Annotated in this window: 17 protein-coding genes; 11 read left to right on the forward strand and 6 right to left on the reverse strand. The window is 27.5% G+C overall.

Annotated elements, in window-relative coordinates; genetic code table 11:
• The first annotated feature begins 4 nt into the window (after positions 1–4).
• A complete protein-coding gene (locus ALANTH_RS10775) occupies positions 5–1,351 on the forward strand; it encodes a sodium-dependent transporter (protein ID WP_026808334.1) in 1,347 nt (448 codons plus the stop codon).
• Here the strand turns inward: ALANTH_RS10775 and ALANTH_RS10780 are convergent.
• Complete coding sequence (locus ALANTH_RS10780) at positions 1,348–1,623, reverse strand: hypothetical protein (protein ID WP_026804200.1); 276 nt, start codon at positions 1,621–1,623, stop codon at positions 1,348–1,350. The two genes, ALANTH_RS10775 and ALANTH_RS10780, sit on opposite strands and share 4 nt — an antisense overlap.
• Positions 1,624–1,803: 180 nt before the next feature.
• On the opposite strand from ALANTH_RS10780, the gene ALANTH_RS10785 reads away from it, so the two are divergent.
• Genes ALANTH_RS10785 through mreC form a run of 7 tightly spaced genes read left to right on the forward strand, consistent with a single transcriptional unit; the run spans position 1,804 to position 8,324 of the window.
• The gene (locus tag ALANTH_RS10785; protein WP_026808333.1) at positions 1,804–2,877 is read left to right on the forward strand and encodes an epoxyqueuosine reductase QueH; all 1,074 of its coding nucleotides are present in this window, start codon (positions 1,804–1,806) and stop codon (positions 2,875–2,877) included.
• A complete protein-coding gene (lpxB, locus tag ALANTH_RS10790; protein WP_026808332.1) occupies positions 2,874–3,917 on the forward strand; it encodes a lipid-A-disaccharide synthase in 1,044 nt (347 codons plus the stop codon). The genes ALANTH_RS10785 and lpxB overlap by 4 nt, the downstream gene beginning before the upstream one ends.
• 55 nt (positions 3,918–3,972) lie before the next feature.
• On the forward strand, positions 3,973–4,416 hold the full coding sequence (gene fabZ, locus ALANTH_RS10795; protein WP_026804197.1) for a 3-hydroxyacyl-ACP dehydratase FabZ: 444 nt from the start codon (positions 3,973–3,975) through the stop codon (positions 4,414–4,416).
• Between the two features lie 12 nt (positions 4,417–4,428).
• Positions 4,429–5,226 (forward strand): acyl-ACP--UDP-N-acetylglucosamine O-acyltransferase, encoded by a 798-nt coding sequence (gene lpxA, locus ALANTH_RS10800; protein ID WP_026808331.1) that lies wholly within the window; start codon positions 4,429–4,431, stop codon positions 5,224–5,226.
• Complete coding sequence (clpX, locus tag ALANTH_RS10805) at positions 5,223–6,443, forward strand: ATP-dependent Clp protease ATP-binding subunit ClpX (protein ID WP_026808330.1); 1,221 nt, start codon at positions 5,223–5,225, stop codon at positions 6,441–6,443. Before lpxA ends, clpX begins: the two co-directional genes overlap by 4 nt.
• Before the next feature lie 5 nt (positions 6,444–6,448).
• Positions 6,449–7,489 (forward strand): rod shape-determining protein, encoded by a 1,041-nt coding sequence (locus ALANTH_RS10810; protein ID WP_026804194.1) that lies wholly within the window; start codon positions 6,449–6,451, stop codon positions 7,487–7,489.
• Positions 7,490–7,496: 7 nt separating this feature from the next.
• Positions 7,497–8,324, forward strand: coding sequence for a rod shape-determining protein MreC (gene mreC / locus ALANTH_RS10815; RefSeq protein ID WP_026808329.1), 828 nt, complete (start codon positions 7,497–7,499; stop codon positions 8,322–8,324).
• Here mreC and ribE read toward each other — a convergent pair.
• Both ribE and ALANTH_RS10825 read right to left on the reverse strand, forming a co-directional pair.
• Positions 8,314–8,922 (reverse strand): riboflavin synthase, encoded by a 609-nt coding sequence (gene ribE, locus ALANTH_RS10820; protein ID WP_026808328.1) that lies wholly within the window; start codon positions 8,920–8,922, stop codon positions 8,314–8,316. The two genes, mreC and ribE, sit on opposite strands and share 11 nt — an antisense overlap.
• A complete protein-coding gene (locus ALANTH_RS10825) occupies positions 8,923–9,891 on the reverse strand; it encodes an arsenic resistance protein (RefSeq protein WP_026808327.1) in 969 nt (322 codons plus the stop codon). It abuts the gene before it with no gap.
• 406 nt (positions 9,892–10,297) lie between these two features.
• Between ALANTH_RS10825 and mgtE the strand changes: the two genes are divergently transcribed.
• Positions 10,298–11,677 carry a magnesium transporter gene (mgtE, locus tag ALANTH_RS10830; protein ID WP_026808326.1) on the forward strand — a complete coding sequence of 460 codons (1,380 nt, stop codon included), beginning with the start codon at positions 10,298–10,300 and terminating at the stop codon, positions 11,675–11,677.
• A 228-nt stretch (positions 11,678–11,905) separates the two neighbouring features.
• Positions 11,906–13,774: a tRNA uridine-5-carboxymethylaminomethyl(34) synthesis enzyme MnmG gene (mnmG, locus tag ALANTH_RS10835; protein WP_026808325.1), complete on the forward strand. Its 1,869-nt coding sequence runs from the start codon at positions 11,906–11,908 to the stop codon at positions 13,772–13,774.
• 14 nt (positions 13,775–13,788) lie between these two features.
• On the opposite strand, the gene ALANTH_RS10840 is transcribed toward mnmG, so the two are convergent.
• The 3 genes from ALANTH_RS10840 to eno are packed head-to-tail and all read right to left on the reverse strand — an operon-like array spanning position 13,789 to position 16,048.
• Complete coding sequence (locus tag ALANTH_RS10840) at positions 13,789–14,526, reverse strand: AMIN domain-containing protein (protein ID WP_026808324.1); 738 nt, start codon at positions 14,524–14,526, stop codon at positions 13,789–13,791.
• Positions 14,523–14,771, reverse strand: coding sequence for an FtsB family cell division protein (locus tag ALANTH_RS10845; protein ID WP_029888414.1), 249 nt, complete (start codon positions 14,769–14,771; stop codon positions 14,523–14,525). Before ALANTH_RS10845 ends, ALANTH_RS10840 begins: the two co-directional genes overlap by 4 nt.
• Entirely contained in the window at positions 14,771–16,048 is a 1,278-nt protein-coding gene (gene eno, locus ALANTH_RS10850; protein WP_026808323.1) for a phosphopyruvate hydratase, read from the reverse strand. The genes ALANTH_RS10845 and eno overlap by 1 nt, the downstream gene beginning before the upstream one ends.
• Before the next feature lie 120 nt (positions 16,049–16,168).
• Between eno and ALANTH_RS10855 the strand changes: the two genes are divergently transcribed.
• Entirely contained in the window at positions 16,169–16,723 is a 555-nt protein-coding gene (locus ALANTH_RS10855) for a hypothetical protein (protein ID WP_026808322.1), read from the forward strand.
• Positions 16,724–16,763: the final 40 nt, after the last annotated feature.

The raw sequence follows: 16,763 nt of genomic DNA on the forward strand, positions 1-16,763 counted from the left end.
ATTTTTGCATAAAAATAGATTTTCGAGAGTTGGTTATATTCTAGCTATTGCTGGAAGTGCTATTGGACTTGGTAATATATGGAAGTTTCCATATATTACTGGAGAAAATGGTGGAGGAGTTTTTGTTTTAGTATTTTTAATTACTGTTTTTACAATTGGAATGTCTATTTTTATTGGTGAAATTATTTTAGGTAAAATTGCAAAAAAAGATGCTGTTTCAACTTTTGAAGATTTAGCCCCTAAAGGTAAAAGACATTGGAGATATTTAGGATTTTCATTTTTAACTGGTATTTTTATAATGTCCTTTTATCCAATTGTTATAGCTTGGATTTTTCACTATATTTATGTATCAATTAGCTCTTTACCCTCTTCTTTAGAAGCTTCTGAAAAATATTTTTTAGATTATATGCAAACAGATTTATTATCTCAAATACTTTATTTATCATTAGCCTTTTTCTTAATAGCATATACAATTTCTAAGGGAATAAAAAAAGGAATTGAAAAACTAAATAATATTTTAATGCCAGCATTATTTCTAATATTTTTATTTATGCTTATTTATTCTTTTACCCTTGATGGATTTCCAAAGGCTGTTGAATTTATGTTTTATCCTGATTTTAGTAAATTTAGTACAAGTTCTATAATTATTGCTGTTGGACATGCATTTTTTTGTTTATCAATAGGAATGAATACAATTTTAACTTACTCAGCATCAATAAGTGATGACACAAATATATTTAAAGCTGCACTTTTTGTTGTAATTATGGATGTAATAACTGCGATTGTAGCTGGACTTATAATATTTTCTATCATTTTTACAGGAGATGCGGAACCAGGGAAAGGTGCAGGTCTTGTATTTATAACTCTTCCTTCAATATTTTATAATATTGGAACTGTTGGAGTTTTTTTAGCTATCTTTTTCTTTATAGCTTTAGCATTTGCAGCTATTACATCAGCTGTTTCTATGTTAGAACCAACAGTAATGTACTTAATTGAAAGAAGAGGAATGAAAAGGAAAAAAGCAACTTATCTTACTGCTAGTATTTCTTATATCTTTGGTATTTTAGCCTTATTGTCTTTATCAGATGAGTTTAGACAATATCTTACTTTTTCAAGTAGAAACTTATTTGATTGGTTTGATTTCCTTACTTCAGCAATTTTAATGCCACTTGGTGGAATATTTATATCAATATACATTGGATTTATTACAAATAAAGATGAAATTAAAAAAGTTTTAGTTGCAGCAATGGGAGAATTTTTATATAAAGTTTGGTTATTTATAATAAAATTTATTGCTCCAATACTTATATTTATTTTAATGCTAAAAGAGATAGGAGTGCTAAACTTCTAATCTCTAATAATTTTTATTAAAATTCCGTTTTCATTATCTCTATGAACAACTTCTTTGTTAGGATTTTCAAATAAGCTTTTTAGAAAATTTGCTTCATAATTTCTACCTAAATTTTCTTTATTAAAACTATCTAAATCTTGACATTTAAAAGTACTTTTACAAATTTTGTCTTTATATATCTTCATATCTAAGATTGCTGTTCCTGCACTAAAAATTTGAACTTGTGTATAATCTTTATACTTATATATAAATCCTTTATCATAGAACTTCATACTTGGAGTTTTTATTAAAATAGTTGCACTATTTGAAGATATTTGTGGATCTTTTTGAAAACAAGCAGTAAAGAAGAATAATGGTATTAAAAATAGTAGTAAATTCTTAATAGTAAATCCTTTGTTTAAAATTTTTTAACTATAATTATAACCTATTTTATATTTCAAAGGTTTATTTAGTTGTTAGTTCATATATGTTGTGCTGTTGATAGCCATTATTTTTTAGAAAAGATTCAAGAAGATTATCCAAATGAAAAATTAGTTGGATACTTTTATGATCCAAACATACATCCATATAGTGAGTATAGATTAAGATATTTAGATGTTGAATACTCTTGTAAAAAGCTAGGTATACCTCTCATTGAAGGTCCATATAATCTTGAAGAATGGCTAAAAAAAGTAAAAGGGATGGAGCATCTTCCAGAAAAAGGTGACCGCTGTACAGTTTGCTATGATGATAGACTTGATATAAGTGTACAAAAAGCTATTGAATTAGGTCATGATAAATTTACTACAACTTTACTTATCTCACCTAAAAAATCTCAAGAAAAATTAGCAATTATTGGAGAAAACCTAACTAAAAAAACTGGTATTGAATTTATCTTTAAAGACTATAGAAGTGGAAATGGTGGACAAATTCAAGGTGAAAAAGTAAAAGAAAATAGTCTTTATAGACAAAACTATTGTGGTTGCTTATTTGGTCTTAGTGTTCAAAGAGAAGCACAAAAGAAAATTATGGATGAGATGTTTAATCCTATTTCAAATCAAATAATGCCAGAATCAATAGAAGAACGACTAGAACTATATAAAAATAGAAATATACTTGAAGATGAAAAAAAAGAGTATAAAATCATAAAAAAAAGATTTTTAAATTATAGACTTTTAAATGCAAAAGTAAGTATACAAAAAGAAATAATACCTTCATATTTTTTTGCTTATTCAACTTTAACTAAAAAAAATTCAGCTGGAAGAATTGAATATGAAAAAGATGGAATTAATTATTTCAATCGTGATGAGATAAAATTTATAAATATTAAAACATTCAATTTATTAGCAAATACTTCATATAAAAATGTAAAAGAACTTTTATATAAACCTCTAAATTTTTATGATGAATTGAGTTTACGAAATAAGATTTTAAAAAATCCATATGATTTAAGTTCTTTGATAGTTTTAGATGAGATAATTGATGAAAAATATGAAATTGAGTTAAATTCTATAACTTATGAAGATATAAAAGAAGAGATAATATGAAAATTTTAGTAAGTGCAATGGAAACCTCATCAAATGTACATTTAAAAGAGTTAAAAAAATATTTAAGTGATGATGTAGAGTTTATTGGAGTTTTTGATAAAGAATTAGGAAAACCTATTTATGATTTAACAAATCTTGCAATTATGGGTTTTGTTGATGCTCTAAAAAAAATAAGATTTTTTTTCCGTCTTAGAGATGAACTTGTAGAGTTAGCAAAAGATTGTGATAAAGTTTTACTTTTAGATAGTTCAGGATTTAATCTACCACTTGCTAAAAAGCTAAGACAGACTTATCCAAATAAAGAAATTATTTATTATATCCTACCTCAAGCTTGGGCTTGGAAGAAAGGAAGAGTTAAAGTTTTAGAAGAAAATTGCTCAAAACTTTGCTCTATTTTGCCTTTTGAAAAAGAGATTTATAATGATAAAGATAAAATCTATTATGTAGGGCATCCTTTACTTGATGAAATTAAAGAGTTTAAAAATGAACTTTCAAATTCAGGAAAAATTGTTTTTATGCCAGGAAGTAGAAAAACAGAAATTACAAATCTTATTCCAATTTTTAAAGAGCTTATTAAAAAAATTCCAAATAAAGAGTATATTTTAGTAATTCCACCAAAATTTGATGATGAATATATAAAGAAAACTTATGGAGATATTTCAAATTTTACTATTTCAAAAAATGCACATCAAGCATTAACTCAAGCTGAATATGCTTTTATTTGTAGTGGAACAGCAACACTTGAAGCAGCATTAATAGGAACTCCATTTACACTTTCATATATTGCAAAAAAACTAGACTTTTTTATAGGGAAAACATTTGTAAAACTCAACTTTGTAGGTCTTGCAAATATATTCTTTGAAAAAATGGGAAAAGAAAAACTTCATAGTGAATTTTTACAAAATGATGTAACGGTTGAAAATCTTTTCAATGATTATAAGAGTTTAAATAGAGATAATTTTTTTGAGAATTCTAAGATTTTAAGGGAGTACTTAAAGAGTGGTAGCTCCAGAAATGTAGCTTCAATTATAGAAAATTAAACTACTTTTAGATAAAATCTTGAACTTTAGTAAATTTAATACTCAGGATTCAATTATGTTTGATATTATACAAATTCAAGAGATTTTACCTCATAGATACCCACTTCTTTTAGTTGATAGAATTACAGATATGGAATTAACAAAATCAATTAAAGGTTATAAAAATATCTCTATTTCAGAACCAGCTTTTCAAGGGCATTTCCCTGGTCATCCAATATACCCAGGTGTTCTAATACTTGAAGGTATGGCTCAATGTGGTGGAGTTTTAGCTCTTAAAAGTTCAGGACTTACAGATGAACAAATGAAAGAAAAAGTCATATACTTTATGAGTATTGACAAAGCAAAGTTTAGAAATCCTGTGAAACCAGGAGATAGACTTGATTATGAACTAACAGCAGTTAAAATGAAAAGTACACTTATGGTGCTAGAAGGCAAAGCTTATGTTGATGGAAAATTAACAGCAGAAGCTGAGTTTAAAGCTATGATTGTTGATAAATAATTAGGTTAAAAAATGAACAATATTCACAAAACAGCTATCATTGAAGATGGTGCAGTTTTAGGCGAAAATGTAACTATTGGAGCTTATACAATTATTGGAAAAGATGTAAAAATTGGAGATGGAACAATAATAGATTCTCACTCACTAATTACAGGAAAAACTACAATAGGTAAAAACAACCATATTTTTTCTCATGCTTCAATAGGTTCAATTCCTCAAGATTTAAAATTTAATAATGAAGATGTAGAATTAATCATTGGAGATAATAATAAGATAAGAGAATTTACTCTATTTAATCCTGGAACTTCTGGGGGTGGAAGTATAACAAAAATAGGAGATAACAACTTATTTATGGGATATGTTCACGTAGCACACGATTGTATAATAGGCAATAATTGTATTTTTGCAAATGCAGCAACATTAGCAGGTCATGTAGAATGTGATGATTTTGTTATTGTTGGAGGATTGACTCCAATTCATCAATTTTGTAAGTTAGGTACTCAAGTTATGGTTGGAGGAGCAAGTGCTGTTACACAAGATATTCCACCATTTTGTTTAGCTGAGGGTAATAAAGCAGTTTTAAGAGGATTAAATTTAACAGGTCTTAGAAGAAGATTTGAGAATAGAGAAGATATTGATGCTATAAAACATGCATACAGAGAACTTTTTGAGTCTGGTAAACCACTACAAGAAGTAGCACGTGATTTATTTGAAAATTACGAAAATAAATATGTAAAAGAGTTAGCAAGTTTTGTTTTAAACACAAAACGAGGAATTCCATTTAATAGAAAAAGTGAAGATAAAATATGAGTAAAATAGTTTGTGATTTTTGTGGAGCAGCAGATACAAAAACAAATCCAATAATTACTGGAGATAACGCAAGTATTTGTAAAGCTTGTGTTAGTGCTGCAAATGAGATAATGAATGCTGAATTAGATAGTACAATTCTAGCTCCAAAAGATTTAGAGCAAAAAGAAATTAAGATTAAAACTCCAGCTGAATTAAAAAAGATTTTAGATGAGTATGTAATAGGTCAAGATAGAGCAAAAAAAGTTCTTTCAGTAGCTGTTTATAATCACTATAAAAGAATATTTAGAAAAGATGAAGTAAATGGAGATATTGAATTAAATAAATCAAATGTCCTTTTAATTGGTCCAACAGGAAGTGGTAAAACACTACTTGCTCAAACAATTTCAAAGTATCTTGATGTCCCATTAGCAATTGCTGATGCTACAAGTTTAACAGAAGCTGGATACGTTGGTGATGATGTTGAAAATGTTGTAACAAGACTTGTTCAAGCAGCTAATGGAGATATTGAAAAAGCTCAAAGAGGAATTATATTTATTGATGAAATAGATAAAATTGCAAGAATGAGTGAAAATAGAAGTATTACAAGAGATGTTTCAGGAGAAGGTGTTCAACAAGCCTTATTAAAAATAGTTGAAGGTGCAGTTGTAAATGTCCCTCCAAAAGGTGGAAGAAAACATCCAGGACAAGACTCTTTACAAGTTGATACTACTAATATTTTATTTATTTGTGGTGGAGCTTTTGATGGTTTGGAAGATATCATTAGAAGAAAACAAGGTTCAAATGTTTTAGGATTTAATCAAGATAAAAAATCAAAAGATGAGCAAGATAAAATTATATCAAAAGTTGAAACTGATGATTTAGTGAAATATGGACTTATTCCAGAGTTAATTGGAAGATTACATATGGTAGCAACTTTAAATGAAATTACAAAAGAAGATATGGTTCATATATTAACTGAACCAAAAAATGCACTAATTAAACAATATAAAAAACTATTTGAAATGGATAATGTAAATTTAGAGTTTGAAAAAGATGCTCTTTTAGAACTTGCTGAACTTGCAATAAAAAGAAAAACTGGTGCTAGAGGACTTAGATCAATATTAGAAGATATTATGCTTGATATTATGTTTGATCTTCCAAAGTATAAAAATAAGAAAATAATTATTACAAAAGATGTGATTTTAAAAAAAGAAGAACCAATAGTAAATAAAGGATAAATAAAATGATTTTAGATAAATTAATTGGCGTTTTTTCAAACGACATGGCGATAGATTTAGGTACTGCAAATACAATTGTTTCAGTAAGAGGAAAAGGAATTATCATAAATGAGCCTTCAGTTGTAGCAGTACAAAATGATAGACATGGTAAAGATAAAATCTTAGCAGTTGGTCAAGAAGCGAAAAGAATGCTTGGTAAAACTCCTTTAAATATTCAAGCTGTTCGACCTATGCAAGATGGAGTTATCGCAGATTTTGAAATGACTGAAAGAATGATTAGATACTTTATCGAAAAAGCTCACTCAAGAAAATCATTTATTCGTCCAAGAGTAATTATTTGTATCCCTTATGGTATTACTCAAGTTGAGAGAAAAGCTGTTGAAGAATCTGCTATGAGTGCTGGGGCAAGAGAAGTATTTTTAGTTGAAGAACCAATGGCAGCAGCTATTGGAGCAGGAATTCCAGTTTCAGATCCAGAAGGACACGTTATTGTTGATATTGGTGGAGGAACTACTGAAATTGGTGTTACAAGTTTAGGTGGATTAGTTTTATGTAAAAGTGTAAAAGTTGGTGGAGATAAAATAGATAGATCAATTATCGAATATGTAAGACAAAACTATAATTTATTCATAGGTGAAAGAACTGCTGAAACTGTAAAAATAGAAATAGGAGCAGCTGTAAAACTAGAACCTGAACTAAAAATACAAATTAAAGGTAAAGATCATTCTGGATATTTATCTACTATTGAACTAGGTAGTGAAGGAATAAGAATTGCAATTAAAGAACCTCTAAAAGAGATTGCTTCAGCTATTAGAAGTGTTTTAGAAAATATGCCACCTGATTTGGCAGGAGATGTTGTTGATAATGGTATTATCATAACTGGTGGTGGTGCTTTAATTAGAGGATTAGATAAATATCTAATGGAAATTGTAAAAATTCCTGTAAAAATAGCAGAAGAACCACTATTATCTGTTGCTTATGGAACAAGCCAAGTTCTTGATGAACCAGAGCTTTTAAAAGTTATAGAAGATATGAAAAACTCTTAATTTTTAAATGAAGCGAATACTTTTTATTTTTCTATTTTTAATTGCTGGACTAGCTTATCTTTTTGAATTAGATAAGTTTCTAGCAAAACATTTTAGTGTATTTTCAACAATAAAAACTGCATATATAAATACATATATTTCTGTATCAGAAAAAATTGCAAATCACTTTGAACATGAACGAATGATAAAAGAACTTCAAACTGAAAATATAGAACTAAAAGAGTATAAAATACTTTATAATGAATCTCATGCAAGAATTAATAATTTTAAAGAGTTTATAAAAAATGTTGAACTCCCAGATGTAGATTCTCAAATAGAGATAATAAGAGTTTTATCATATATAAATTTTGATGACTTTACAAATGTTTGGTTAGATAGAGTTCCTGAACCAAATAATAAAATATTGGGATTAATTTCTGAAAATTATGCATCTGGAATTGCTCTGAACAAACAAGGAAAACTAATAGGTCTTTTAAATGGAAATAAAGATTGTACATATGCTGTCTTTATAGGAGCAGATAAAAGTCCTGGTATTGTAACTGCTGCTGATAATTTAGATGAACTTTTTGTAAAATTTATTCCTATTTGGTCTGATATTCATATTGGTGATGAAGTTATAACTTCTGGTATGGATAATATCTTCTTTGAAGGCTTAAAAGTTGGAAAAGTTACAGAAATAAAAGAGTTCCCAGATATGAAAATTGCAACTATTAAACCATATGCTAGTCCGCTTAAAAAAAGATATTTTTATACTTACAAAAAAATAAACAATTTAGATGATGATTTAAAAAATCCTGAAGAAATAAAACAATTAGAAGAAAATCTTAATAACTAGCCATTATCTTATCTACTTCACTCCAAGTTAAACTATTGTCTTTTTTAAATAAATTGTAAACATATCTTGCAAACATATCTGTTTCTATATTTACCTTTGATCCAATTTTGTATCTTTTAAAAAGTGTATTTTGAATTGTATGTGGAATAATTGTAAGTCTAAAACTATCTTTAAAAACTTCATTTATAGTTAAAGATACCCCATCAATAGTTATACTTCCTTTTGAAATAATATATTTCATAAATTCTTTAGGAAGTAATATAAAAAAATCTGTTGAATTTCCATTTTGTACTATTTTTGAAATCGTTCCTACACAATCAACATGCCCTTGTACAATATGCCCTTCAAATCTATCTCCCATTTGCATTGCTGGTTCTATATGAACTTCATTTTTATAGTTTTCCATAGCTATAATTTTTTGAGTTTCTGGAGACAACTCAACAGTAAAACTACCTTTTTGAATTTTTACAACAGTTAAACAAGATCCATTTACAGCTATTGAATCCCCTATTTTAGGATTATATTGTGCTTTTAATGTTAAAAAGTTATTTGTAAAACTTTCAACTTTTGCTAATTCTCTAATAAGTCCTGTAAACACTTAAAAACCTTTCTTATTTAATCTTTTAAAAATAAATATATATATTATTGAGCTAATCAACTCTATAAAAGTTTGAGTAACAATAACAGCTGGAAGTAAAGGTAAAGCATTTGGAATAGCTAAAGCCAACGGTAAAATAATCAAAGAATTTCTTGTTGCTGAACTAAATGCTATTGCACTTTTTTCTTTTACTTCAAATATAAATAATCTACCAATATTAAATCCAATAATAGGTGCAATAATAGCAAAAGCTATATAAATGGGAATAATAAATAAAATATCATTTATAGCTTGACTTAATTGTGGAATAACAGTCAATATAACAACAAATAAAACAAAAGCTGTTGAAGGAACAGGAAGAAGATTGAAAATATCTACTAATTTTTCTATAAAAATACTTTTTTTAGAAAATATTTGAAAAAATGTTGCTAACACAAAAGGGATTAAAATTAAGAATATAAAAGCTTCTATAAAAGGTGTTATTTCTACTAAATTAGATGCTTCCTTACCTAAAAACATAGATAAATATACTGGTAATAGTAACATTTGAATTATTAATAAAATAGGTGTTGAAGCAAGAATTAATTTTGAATCAGCCTTTCCTAAATGAGAAAATGTAACAACATAATCTACACAAGGAGTCAATAAAACAAATAGCACTCCCAATCTTAATAAAGGATTATCAGGTAAAAACTGTATAAGAATAAAAACCAATATAGGAATAATAATAAAATTTGAAAATAGCAAAGCAAAAATAAATTTAGTTTTCCTAAATGCTTGAGATAGTTCTGAAATAGGAACCTGTAAAAAAGTAACAAATAACATTAAAGCTAATGCTGGATTAATCATACTTTCAAAATTAGAAGTATTTGGTACAATAAAAGTGATTAGAATAGCAATTGCGATTATTATAAAATATATAGCAATTTGATAATTTTCCATAAAATCTTTTAGTTTTATAAAATTCATTTGAACTCCATCATAAATAGAATTTCGATTATACTTAAAAAACCTTTAGATAAAATTTGTATATATTGACTATAATTGATAAATAAATTATTTTTCTCTTAATTAAAAATTAAGAATTATTTTTCTAAACTACGACAAATTTAGATATCTCATAAAAGGAGCGGAGATGGATTCAGATAGTAGTCAGAGTAGATTCATGAAGTTTTATTTTATGATTAATATAAACTTGAGTATTTAAAATATTAATATAAACCTTAAAATTCTTATAAATCATTAAAACTTCATGTAAATTGCTTTAACCTAAAGTTGATAGTTTTGTACAATAATCTTTAAAATCCTATTTGTAGATTGTAATCAATATAATACTTAACTATTGTAAATTAAACAAATTTGTATGGAGTAAAATATGAATAAAAACGAATTAATTTCTAGTATAAAAAATGTTATACAAAATAAAAGTAAAAAAGAGATTGTAAAAATCATACACAATACATACCCAGTAGATTTAATAGAAGCTTTTGAGGAGTTAGAACCTCAAGATATTTTTAATTTTATATCTTTGATGCCCCTAAAAAGCAGTTCAGAACTATTTGGATATTTAGATGAACAAATGCAATTAACTATTCTTGATTTTATGGATAGAACGATGATTAAAGAACTTCTTGAAAAAATGCCAAGCGATGAAAGAGCTGATTTATTTAACATAATGTCAGAAACACTACAAGATAGAATTTTACCTATTTTAAATAAAGCAGAACAAGAAGATATAATAAAATTATCATCTTATAATGAAAATGTAATTGGTTCACTTATGACATCAAACTATGCTACATTACAAGCTAGTATGAATGCATTAGAAGCAATATCATATTTGAGAAAAATTGCTGGTGATATTGAAACTATTTATGAAACATTTGTAATAAATGAAAATAGAGAGCTTTTAGGAAGTGTCTCTTTACAAGCATTAATTATGGCAGAACCAGATAGTTTAATAGAAGATTTTATGAGAAGCAATCCTATATCTTTAAAAGCTAGTGATCCCATAGAATTTTGTGTTAGGGTAATAAAAGATTATGATTTAGTTATAGCACCTGTTGTTGATGATAACAATATACTTATGGGAATAATCACTTATGATGATGTTATTGATGTAGCTATTGAAGAAGCAGAAGAAGATTTCCAAAAAATGAGTGGTACAAGTGTTGAAGTAAATAAACATGGAAAAGTAGGTTTAATAACAAATATAAAAGAAGCAACAATATCAACTCTTTATAAAAAAAGAATTTACTGGCTTGTTATTTTAGTTTTTGGTAATATATTTTCAAGTGCAGGTATAGCTTATTTTGAAGATACAATATCAGCATATATAGCTCTTGTATTCTTTTTACCATTACTTATAGGTAGTGGAGGAAATGCAGGTTCTCAATCTGCTACATTAACAGTAAGAGCTTTGGCTACAGGAGATATTAAATTAAAAGATTGGGGAGGAATGCTTGGGAAAGAGCTAGTTATAGCTACTTTACTTGGAATAACTATGGCTTTAGCTGTAACTTTTATAGGTATTTATAGAGGTGGATATACTATAGCTTTAGTTGTATCTTTATCTATGATTTTTATAGTAATGTTTGGTAGTATTGTTGGAATGTCATTACCATTTTTACTAAGTAAATTTAAATTAGACCCAGCATCAGCTAGTTCACCACTTATTACTTCAATAACTGATGCTGTTGGTGTTTTAATATTCTTTTCTATTGCAACTGCAATTCTTGATTTACCAACACCATAAATTTTAAATAATGGCTTATAAATAGCCATTATTCTATTGTAAAAGTATATTTTCTTTTAAATATTAATATTTAAGAGAAAAATAATAATCTTTAGTATATCTTATCTAATATATATTAAACACTTAAAAAACCTTTAGATAAAATTTGGATATAATGCCCAAAATTCATAAGAAGCTTATTTTAACTAATTTTATAAAATCGAAATATTCTTTCAAAAAGGAAAATAAATGCAATACGATATTATCGTTGTTGGTGGTGGCCATGCGGGAATAGAAGCGGCCCTTTGTAGTGCAAGAATGGGTAAAAAAACACTATTAATCACTATGTTAGTTGAACAAATAGGAGCAGCTAGTTGTAACCCTGCTATTGGTGGTTTAGCAAAAGGTCATTTAGTTAGAGAATTAGATGCTCTAGGTGGAGAAATGGGGCTTTGTACAGATGCTACTGGAATACAATTTCGTATTTTAAATGGTTCAAAAGGAGCTGCTGTTCAGGGTTCAAGAGCACAAATTGATATGGATAAATACCGTGCATATATGAGAGAAGTTTGCCATAACACTCCAAATTTAGATATTTATCAAGATGAAGTATCAGAACTTTTAGTAAAAAATAATGAAGTATATGGAGTAAAGACAAAATTAACAGAAGAATTTTTAGCAAAAAAAGTCATTCTAACAACTGGAACTTTTATGCGTGGACTTGTTCATATTGGAGAAAATACTTATTCAGCTGGTCGAGCTTGGGAATTACCATCTTCTACACTTTCAACTCAACTAAAAGAATTAGGATTAGATGTAGGAAGACTAAAAACAGGAACTCCATCAAGAATTGATGCAAATTCAATAGATTTCTCAGTTATGGACTTGCATGGTGGAGATGTAAATCCAGCACCATTTTCATTCAGAACGGATAAAAAAAGTTTTAATCCAACACAATATCCATGCTATGTTACTTATACAAATCTTGAAACACATGATATTATCTCACAAAATTTTCATAGAGCACCTATTTATACAGGGCAAATAGAAGGTTTAGGACCAAGATATTGTCCTAGTATTGAAGATAAAGTAAAAAGATTTAGTGAAAGAGATAGACATCAACTATTTTTGGAACCACAAACTTCAATGTGCACAGAATACTATATAAATGGTATGTCAAGCTCTCTTCCAATTGAAATTCAAAAAAAGATGATTCAATCTGTTCGTGGTTTAGAAAATGCTAGAATTGTAAGATACGGATATGCTATTGAATACGATTATGTTGATCCAACAGAGCTAAAACATACTTTAGAAACTAAAAAAATAAAAAATCTCTATCATGCAGGTCAAATAAATGCAACAACAGGATATGAAGAAGCAGCAGCACAAGGACTTATGGCAAGTATTAATGCCTGTTTAGCAATAGATGATAAAGAGCCTTTTATTTTACGAAGAGATGAAGCTTATATTGGAGTTTTAATCGATGATTTAGTAACAAAAGGAACTCATGAACCATATAGAATGTTTACTTCAAGAGCTGAATATAGACTGCTTTTAAGAGAAGAAAATGCTGATTTAAGGCTTAGCCAATATGGATATGAGTTAGGATTAATTTCAAAAGAACAATTAGAAAAAGTAGAAGAAAAAAGAAAGATTTTAAATGATGCTATTGAGTTTATGGCTTCAACTTGGCTAACTTCAAAAAAAGAGACTTTAGAACTTCTTGAAAGTATAGGTGAAGATAAAATCAATGATAAAGTTTTATTAATTGATTTGATAGGAAGGAATACTATTGACAATCAGAAATTTGATATTCTTGTGCCAACTTTAGCAAATATTGATGAATACACAAAAGAACAAATTATAATAGAAGCAAAATATTATAGATATATTCAAAAACAACAAAAACAAATAGAAAAAATGAAAAAGATGTTAAAACTGAGAATACCTGATGAGTTTTCATATAAAGGGCTTCCAGGACTTTCAAATGAAGTTGTAGAAAAGCTAGAAAAACATAGACCACCAACACTTTACAATGCAAGTTTAATATCTGGTATTACTCCAGCTGCACTTGATATTATACATTTAAATTTGAATATGTTTTTAAAACAAAAATAGATAAGTTCTCTTATCTATTTTAAACTTATAGTTACAGTCCCACTTGCAACATCAACATTGTATTTTGATGGTTTATTTCCAAGTTCAACTGCAACTCTATAATATCCACCTTTTTGGTGATTCCCAACAACGATATTTTTAAAGTTTTTAGAGTTTATATTTTCTCTTTTTGTAGTAAAAGATACTTTTGCACGATAATCAAGAGCCAGTTTATTTTCTTTATCTATAGAAAACTTTTTAAACATTGTATGTTCACTTTTTATTATCAATTTATCATCAGAAATTTCAACGTTTAAAAATGGTAATATATTTCTTATTCCACTATCACTTGATAATGTAGTAGTTTTACCATCAGTTTCAACATCAGCTCGTGGTTTAACATAAACTATTTGTTCAGGTTCTTTTTTAACATTTGCTAACTCTTTTTTTAGCAATTCTTTTGCTTTTTGTTCATTTTGTTGTTTTGTTTTTTGTATTAAACTATCAACTTCTTTTTTTGAGTATGTTTTCTCAACTGGTTTTGCAGTTTGAGTAGTAGCTTTAGTAGAAGTTTGTGTTGTAGTTGATTGTTGATTTATCTCTTGCTGAACTTTTTTGATATACTCTGCTTCTTGTATTTCTTCAAGAGTTTTAGGAGTTTCATTTACTTCAAACATTCTACCAGTTTCTTCTTCATATTTTGCAAAAGGGTTATCCCTTGCTTCTAAAAATACTGTTAATATTAACGTTAGCATAATTAATTTTGTTTTCATTCTTCTGGCTCCAAATTTTTAAGTTCAAAATACTCTTTTTGTAGATAAGCATTTGTTTTCTGAAGTCTTGAAATTTCATTTTCCAAATACTCTTTTCTATGTTTCAATGAGTTATAGACTTCTATTGAATTATCTCCAAAAAGAAGATTTACCCAGTGATAAGCAAAATAGATTGTTACTAATAGTGAAAAAATCACTATTAGTATAAATCCACCAATACCACTTTTCTTTTTAGTTCTTTGCATTATTTTTTAGAAAATGGTTGTTTTCCTAAATATTCAGCATAACCTACTTCTGCACCAATTTCTAGAAGTCTATTATATTTTGCAATTCTATCACTTCTTGCTGTACTTCCAGTTTTTATTTGTCCACAATTTAAAGCAACAGCAAAATCAGCAATAAAAGCATCTTCACTCTCACCACTTCTATGACTCATAACACAATTATAATTATTTCTTTGTGCAAGTCTAATTGTTTGCATAGTTTCACTTACCGTTCCAATTTGATTTGGTTTGATTAATACTGCATTTGCAATACCTTTTTTTATACCTTCAGCAACTATTGAAGCATTTGTTACAAATAAGTCATCACCAACCAATTGAACTTTACTACCTAATTTTTCAGTTAATATCTTCCATCCATCCCAATCATCTTCGCTTAATCCATCTTCAATAGAAACTATTGGGTATTTAGAACATAAATCTTCATAATAAGCTACTAATTCAGCACTTGTCAATTCTCTATTTTCACTTTTTAATACATATTTCCCAGAATCATTTATTAGTTCACTAGCAGCAACATCAAGTGCAATAGAGATTTGTTCACCTGCTTTATATCCAGCTTTAGTAATAGCACTCATAATAACTTGAATTGGTTCTTCATTTGATTTTAAATTTGGTGCAAATCCTCCCTCATCACCAACAGCAGTACTTTCACCCATACCATCAATAACTTTTTTAAGATTTTGATAAATTTCAGCAACAGCTCTTAACCCTTCATTAAAATCTTCAAATCCAGTAGGCATAATCATATATTCTTGGAAATCAACAGAATTATTTGCATGTTCTCCACCATTAATGATATTAAACATAGGAACAGGCATAGTCATAGCGTTTGCTCCACCTAAATATCTATATAATGGAATATTTAAAGAATTTGTAGCAGCTCTAGCAGTTGCCATAGATACACCTAAGACTGCATTTGCTCCTAAATTTGAGTAATTGTTTGTTCCATCTATCTCTTTCATGATAGCATCAACTTCTGCTTGATTAAAAGGGCTTTGTCCTATTAACTCATCTGCAATTTTTGTATTTACATTTTCAACTGCTTTTAAAACACCTTTTCCTAAAAATCTATTGTCACCATCTCTTAACTCTAAGGCTTCTCTTTTTCCAGTACTAGCACCACTTGGTACTATCGCACTGCCTTTTGAACCATCACTTAAAATTACTGTTGCTCTTACAGTTGGATTTCCTCTTGAATCCATAACTTCATCAGCATATACATTATCTATAAATACCACTTGGGTCTCCTAATTTATAATATTTTGATAAATTATATCTAAAAAAATTTTGTTATTTGCTTTTATTGTAAAAATTTAATAAAATGATAAGAAAGATTAATTTCATATATAAGGAAATATGTGCTACTTATTATTACCTTTCTAATATTTTTATTAATTATTGGTTTTTATTTAGAAAACTTCTTGATAAAAAAGAATTTATCAAATCCATTTTTAAATACATTTTATATTTTTAATATGATTTTTTCTAGTCCTTTTAATGTTATTTTTGGGATTATTATGACATTTTTTATTGGCGTGATATTAGCTCTTTATCAAATTGATATTACTAATTCTTCGAATACTAATAAACATCTTGGTTCACTAGTAGGAGTAATAACGCTTTCAACTACAACTATATTACTATTTATAGTATTTACAATTTTTAGTGGTATAACTGCATATAGAATTTGGGCTGATGATAAAAAAATAGAAGGCTATCTGAATTTACTTGAATTTAGTAAAATTTTTACTTTTAGAATACCACTTTTAATAGTTACACTTGGTCTCTTTTTACCAAATTTAATGATGGGAAGAATAACATCTTTGTCATATGAGATTATGATACATGGATTATATATAGTTCCTATATTTATGTTAATAAAAAAGAGTATAAGATTTAAGATAAAAGGATAAAAGCATATATAAGGACAAAGGGTGATTGAATAAATTGTAT

The organism is Aliarcobacter lanthieri (assembly GCF_013201625.1).
GTDB classification, from domain to species: domain Bacteria; phylum Campylobacterota; class Campylobacteria; order Campylobacterales; family Arcobacteraceae; genus Aliarcobacter; species Aliarcobacter lanthieri.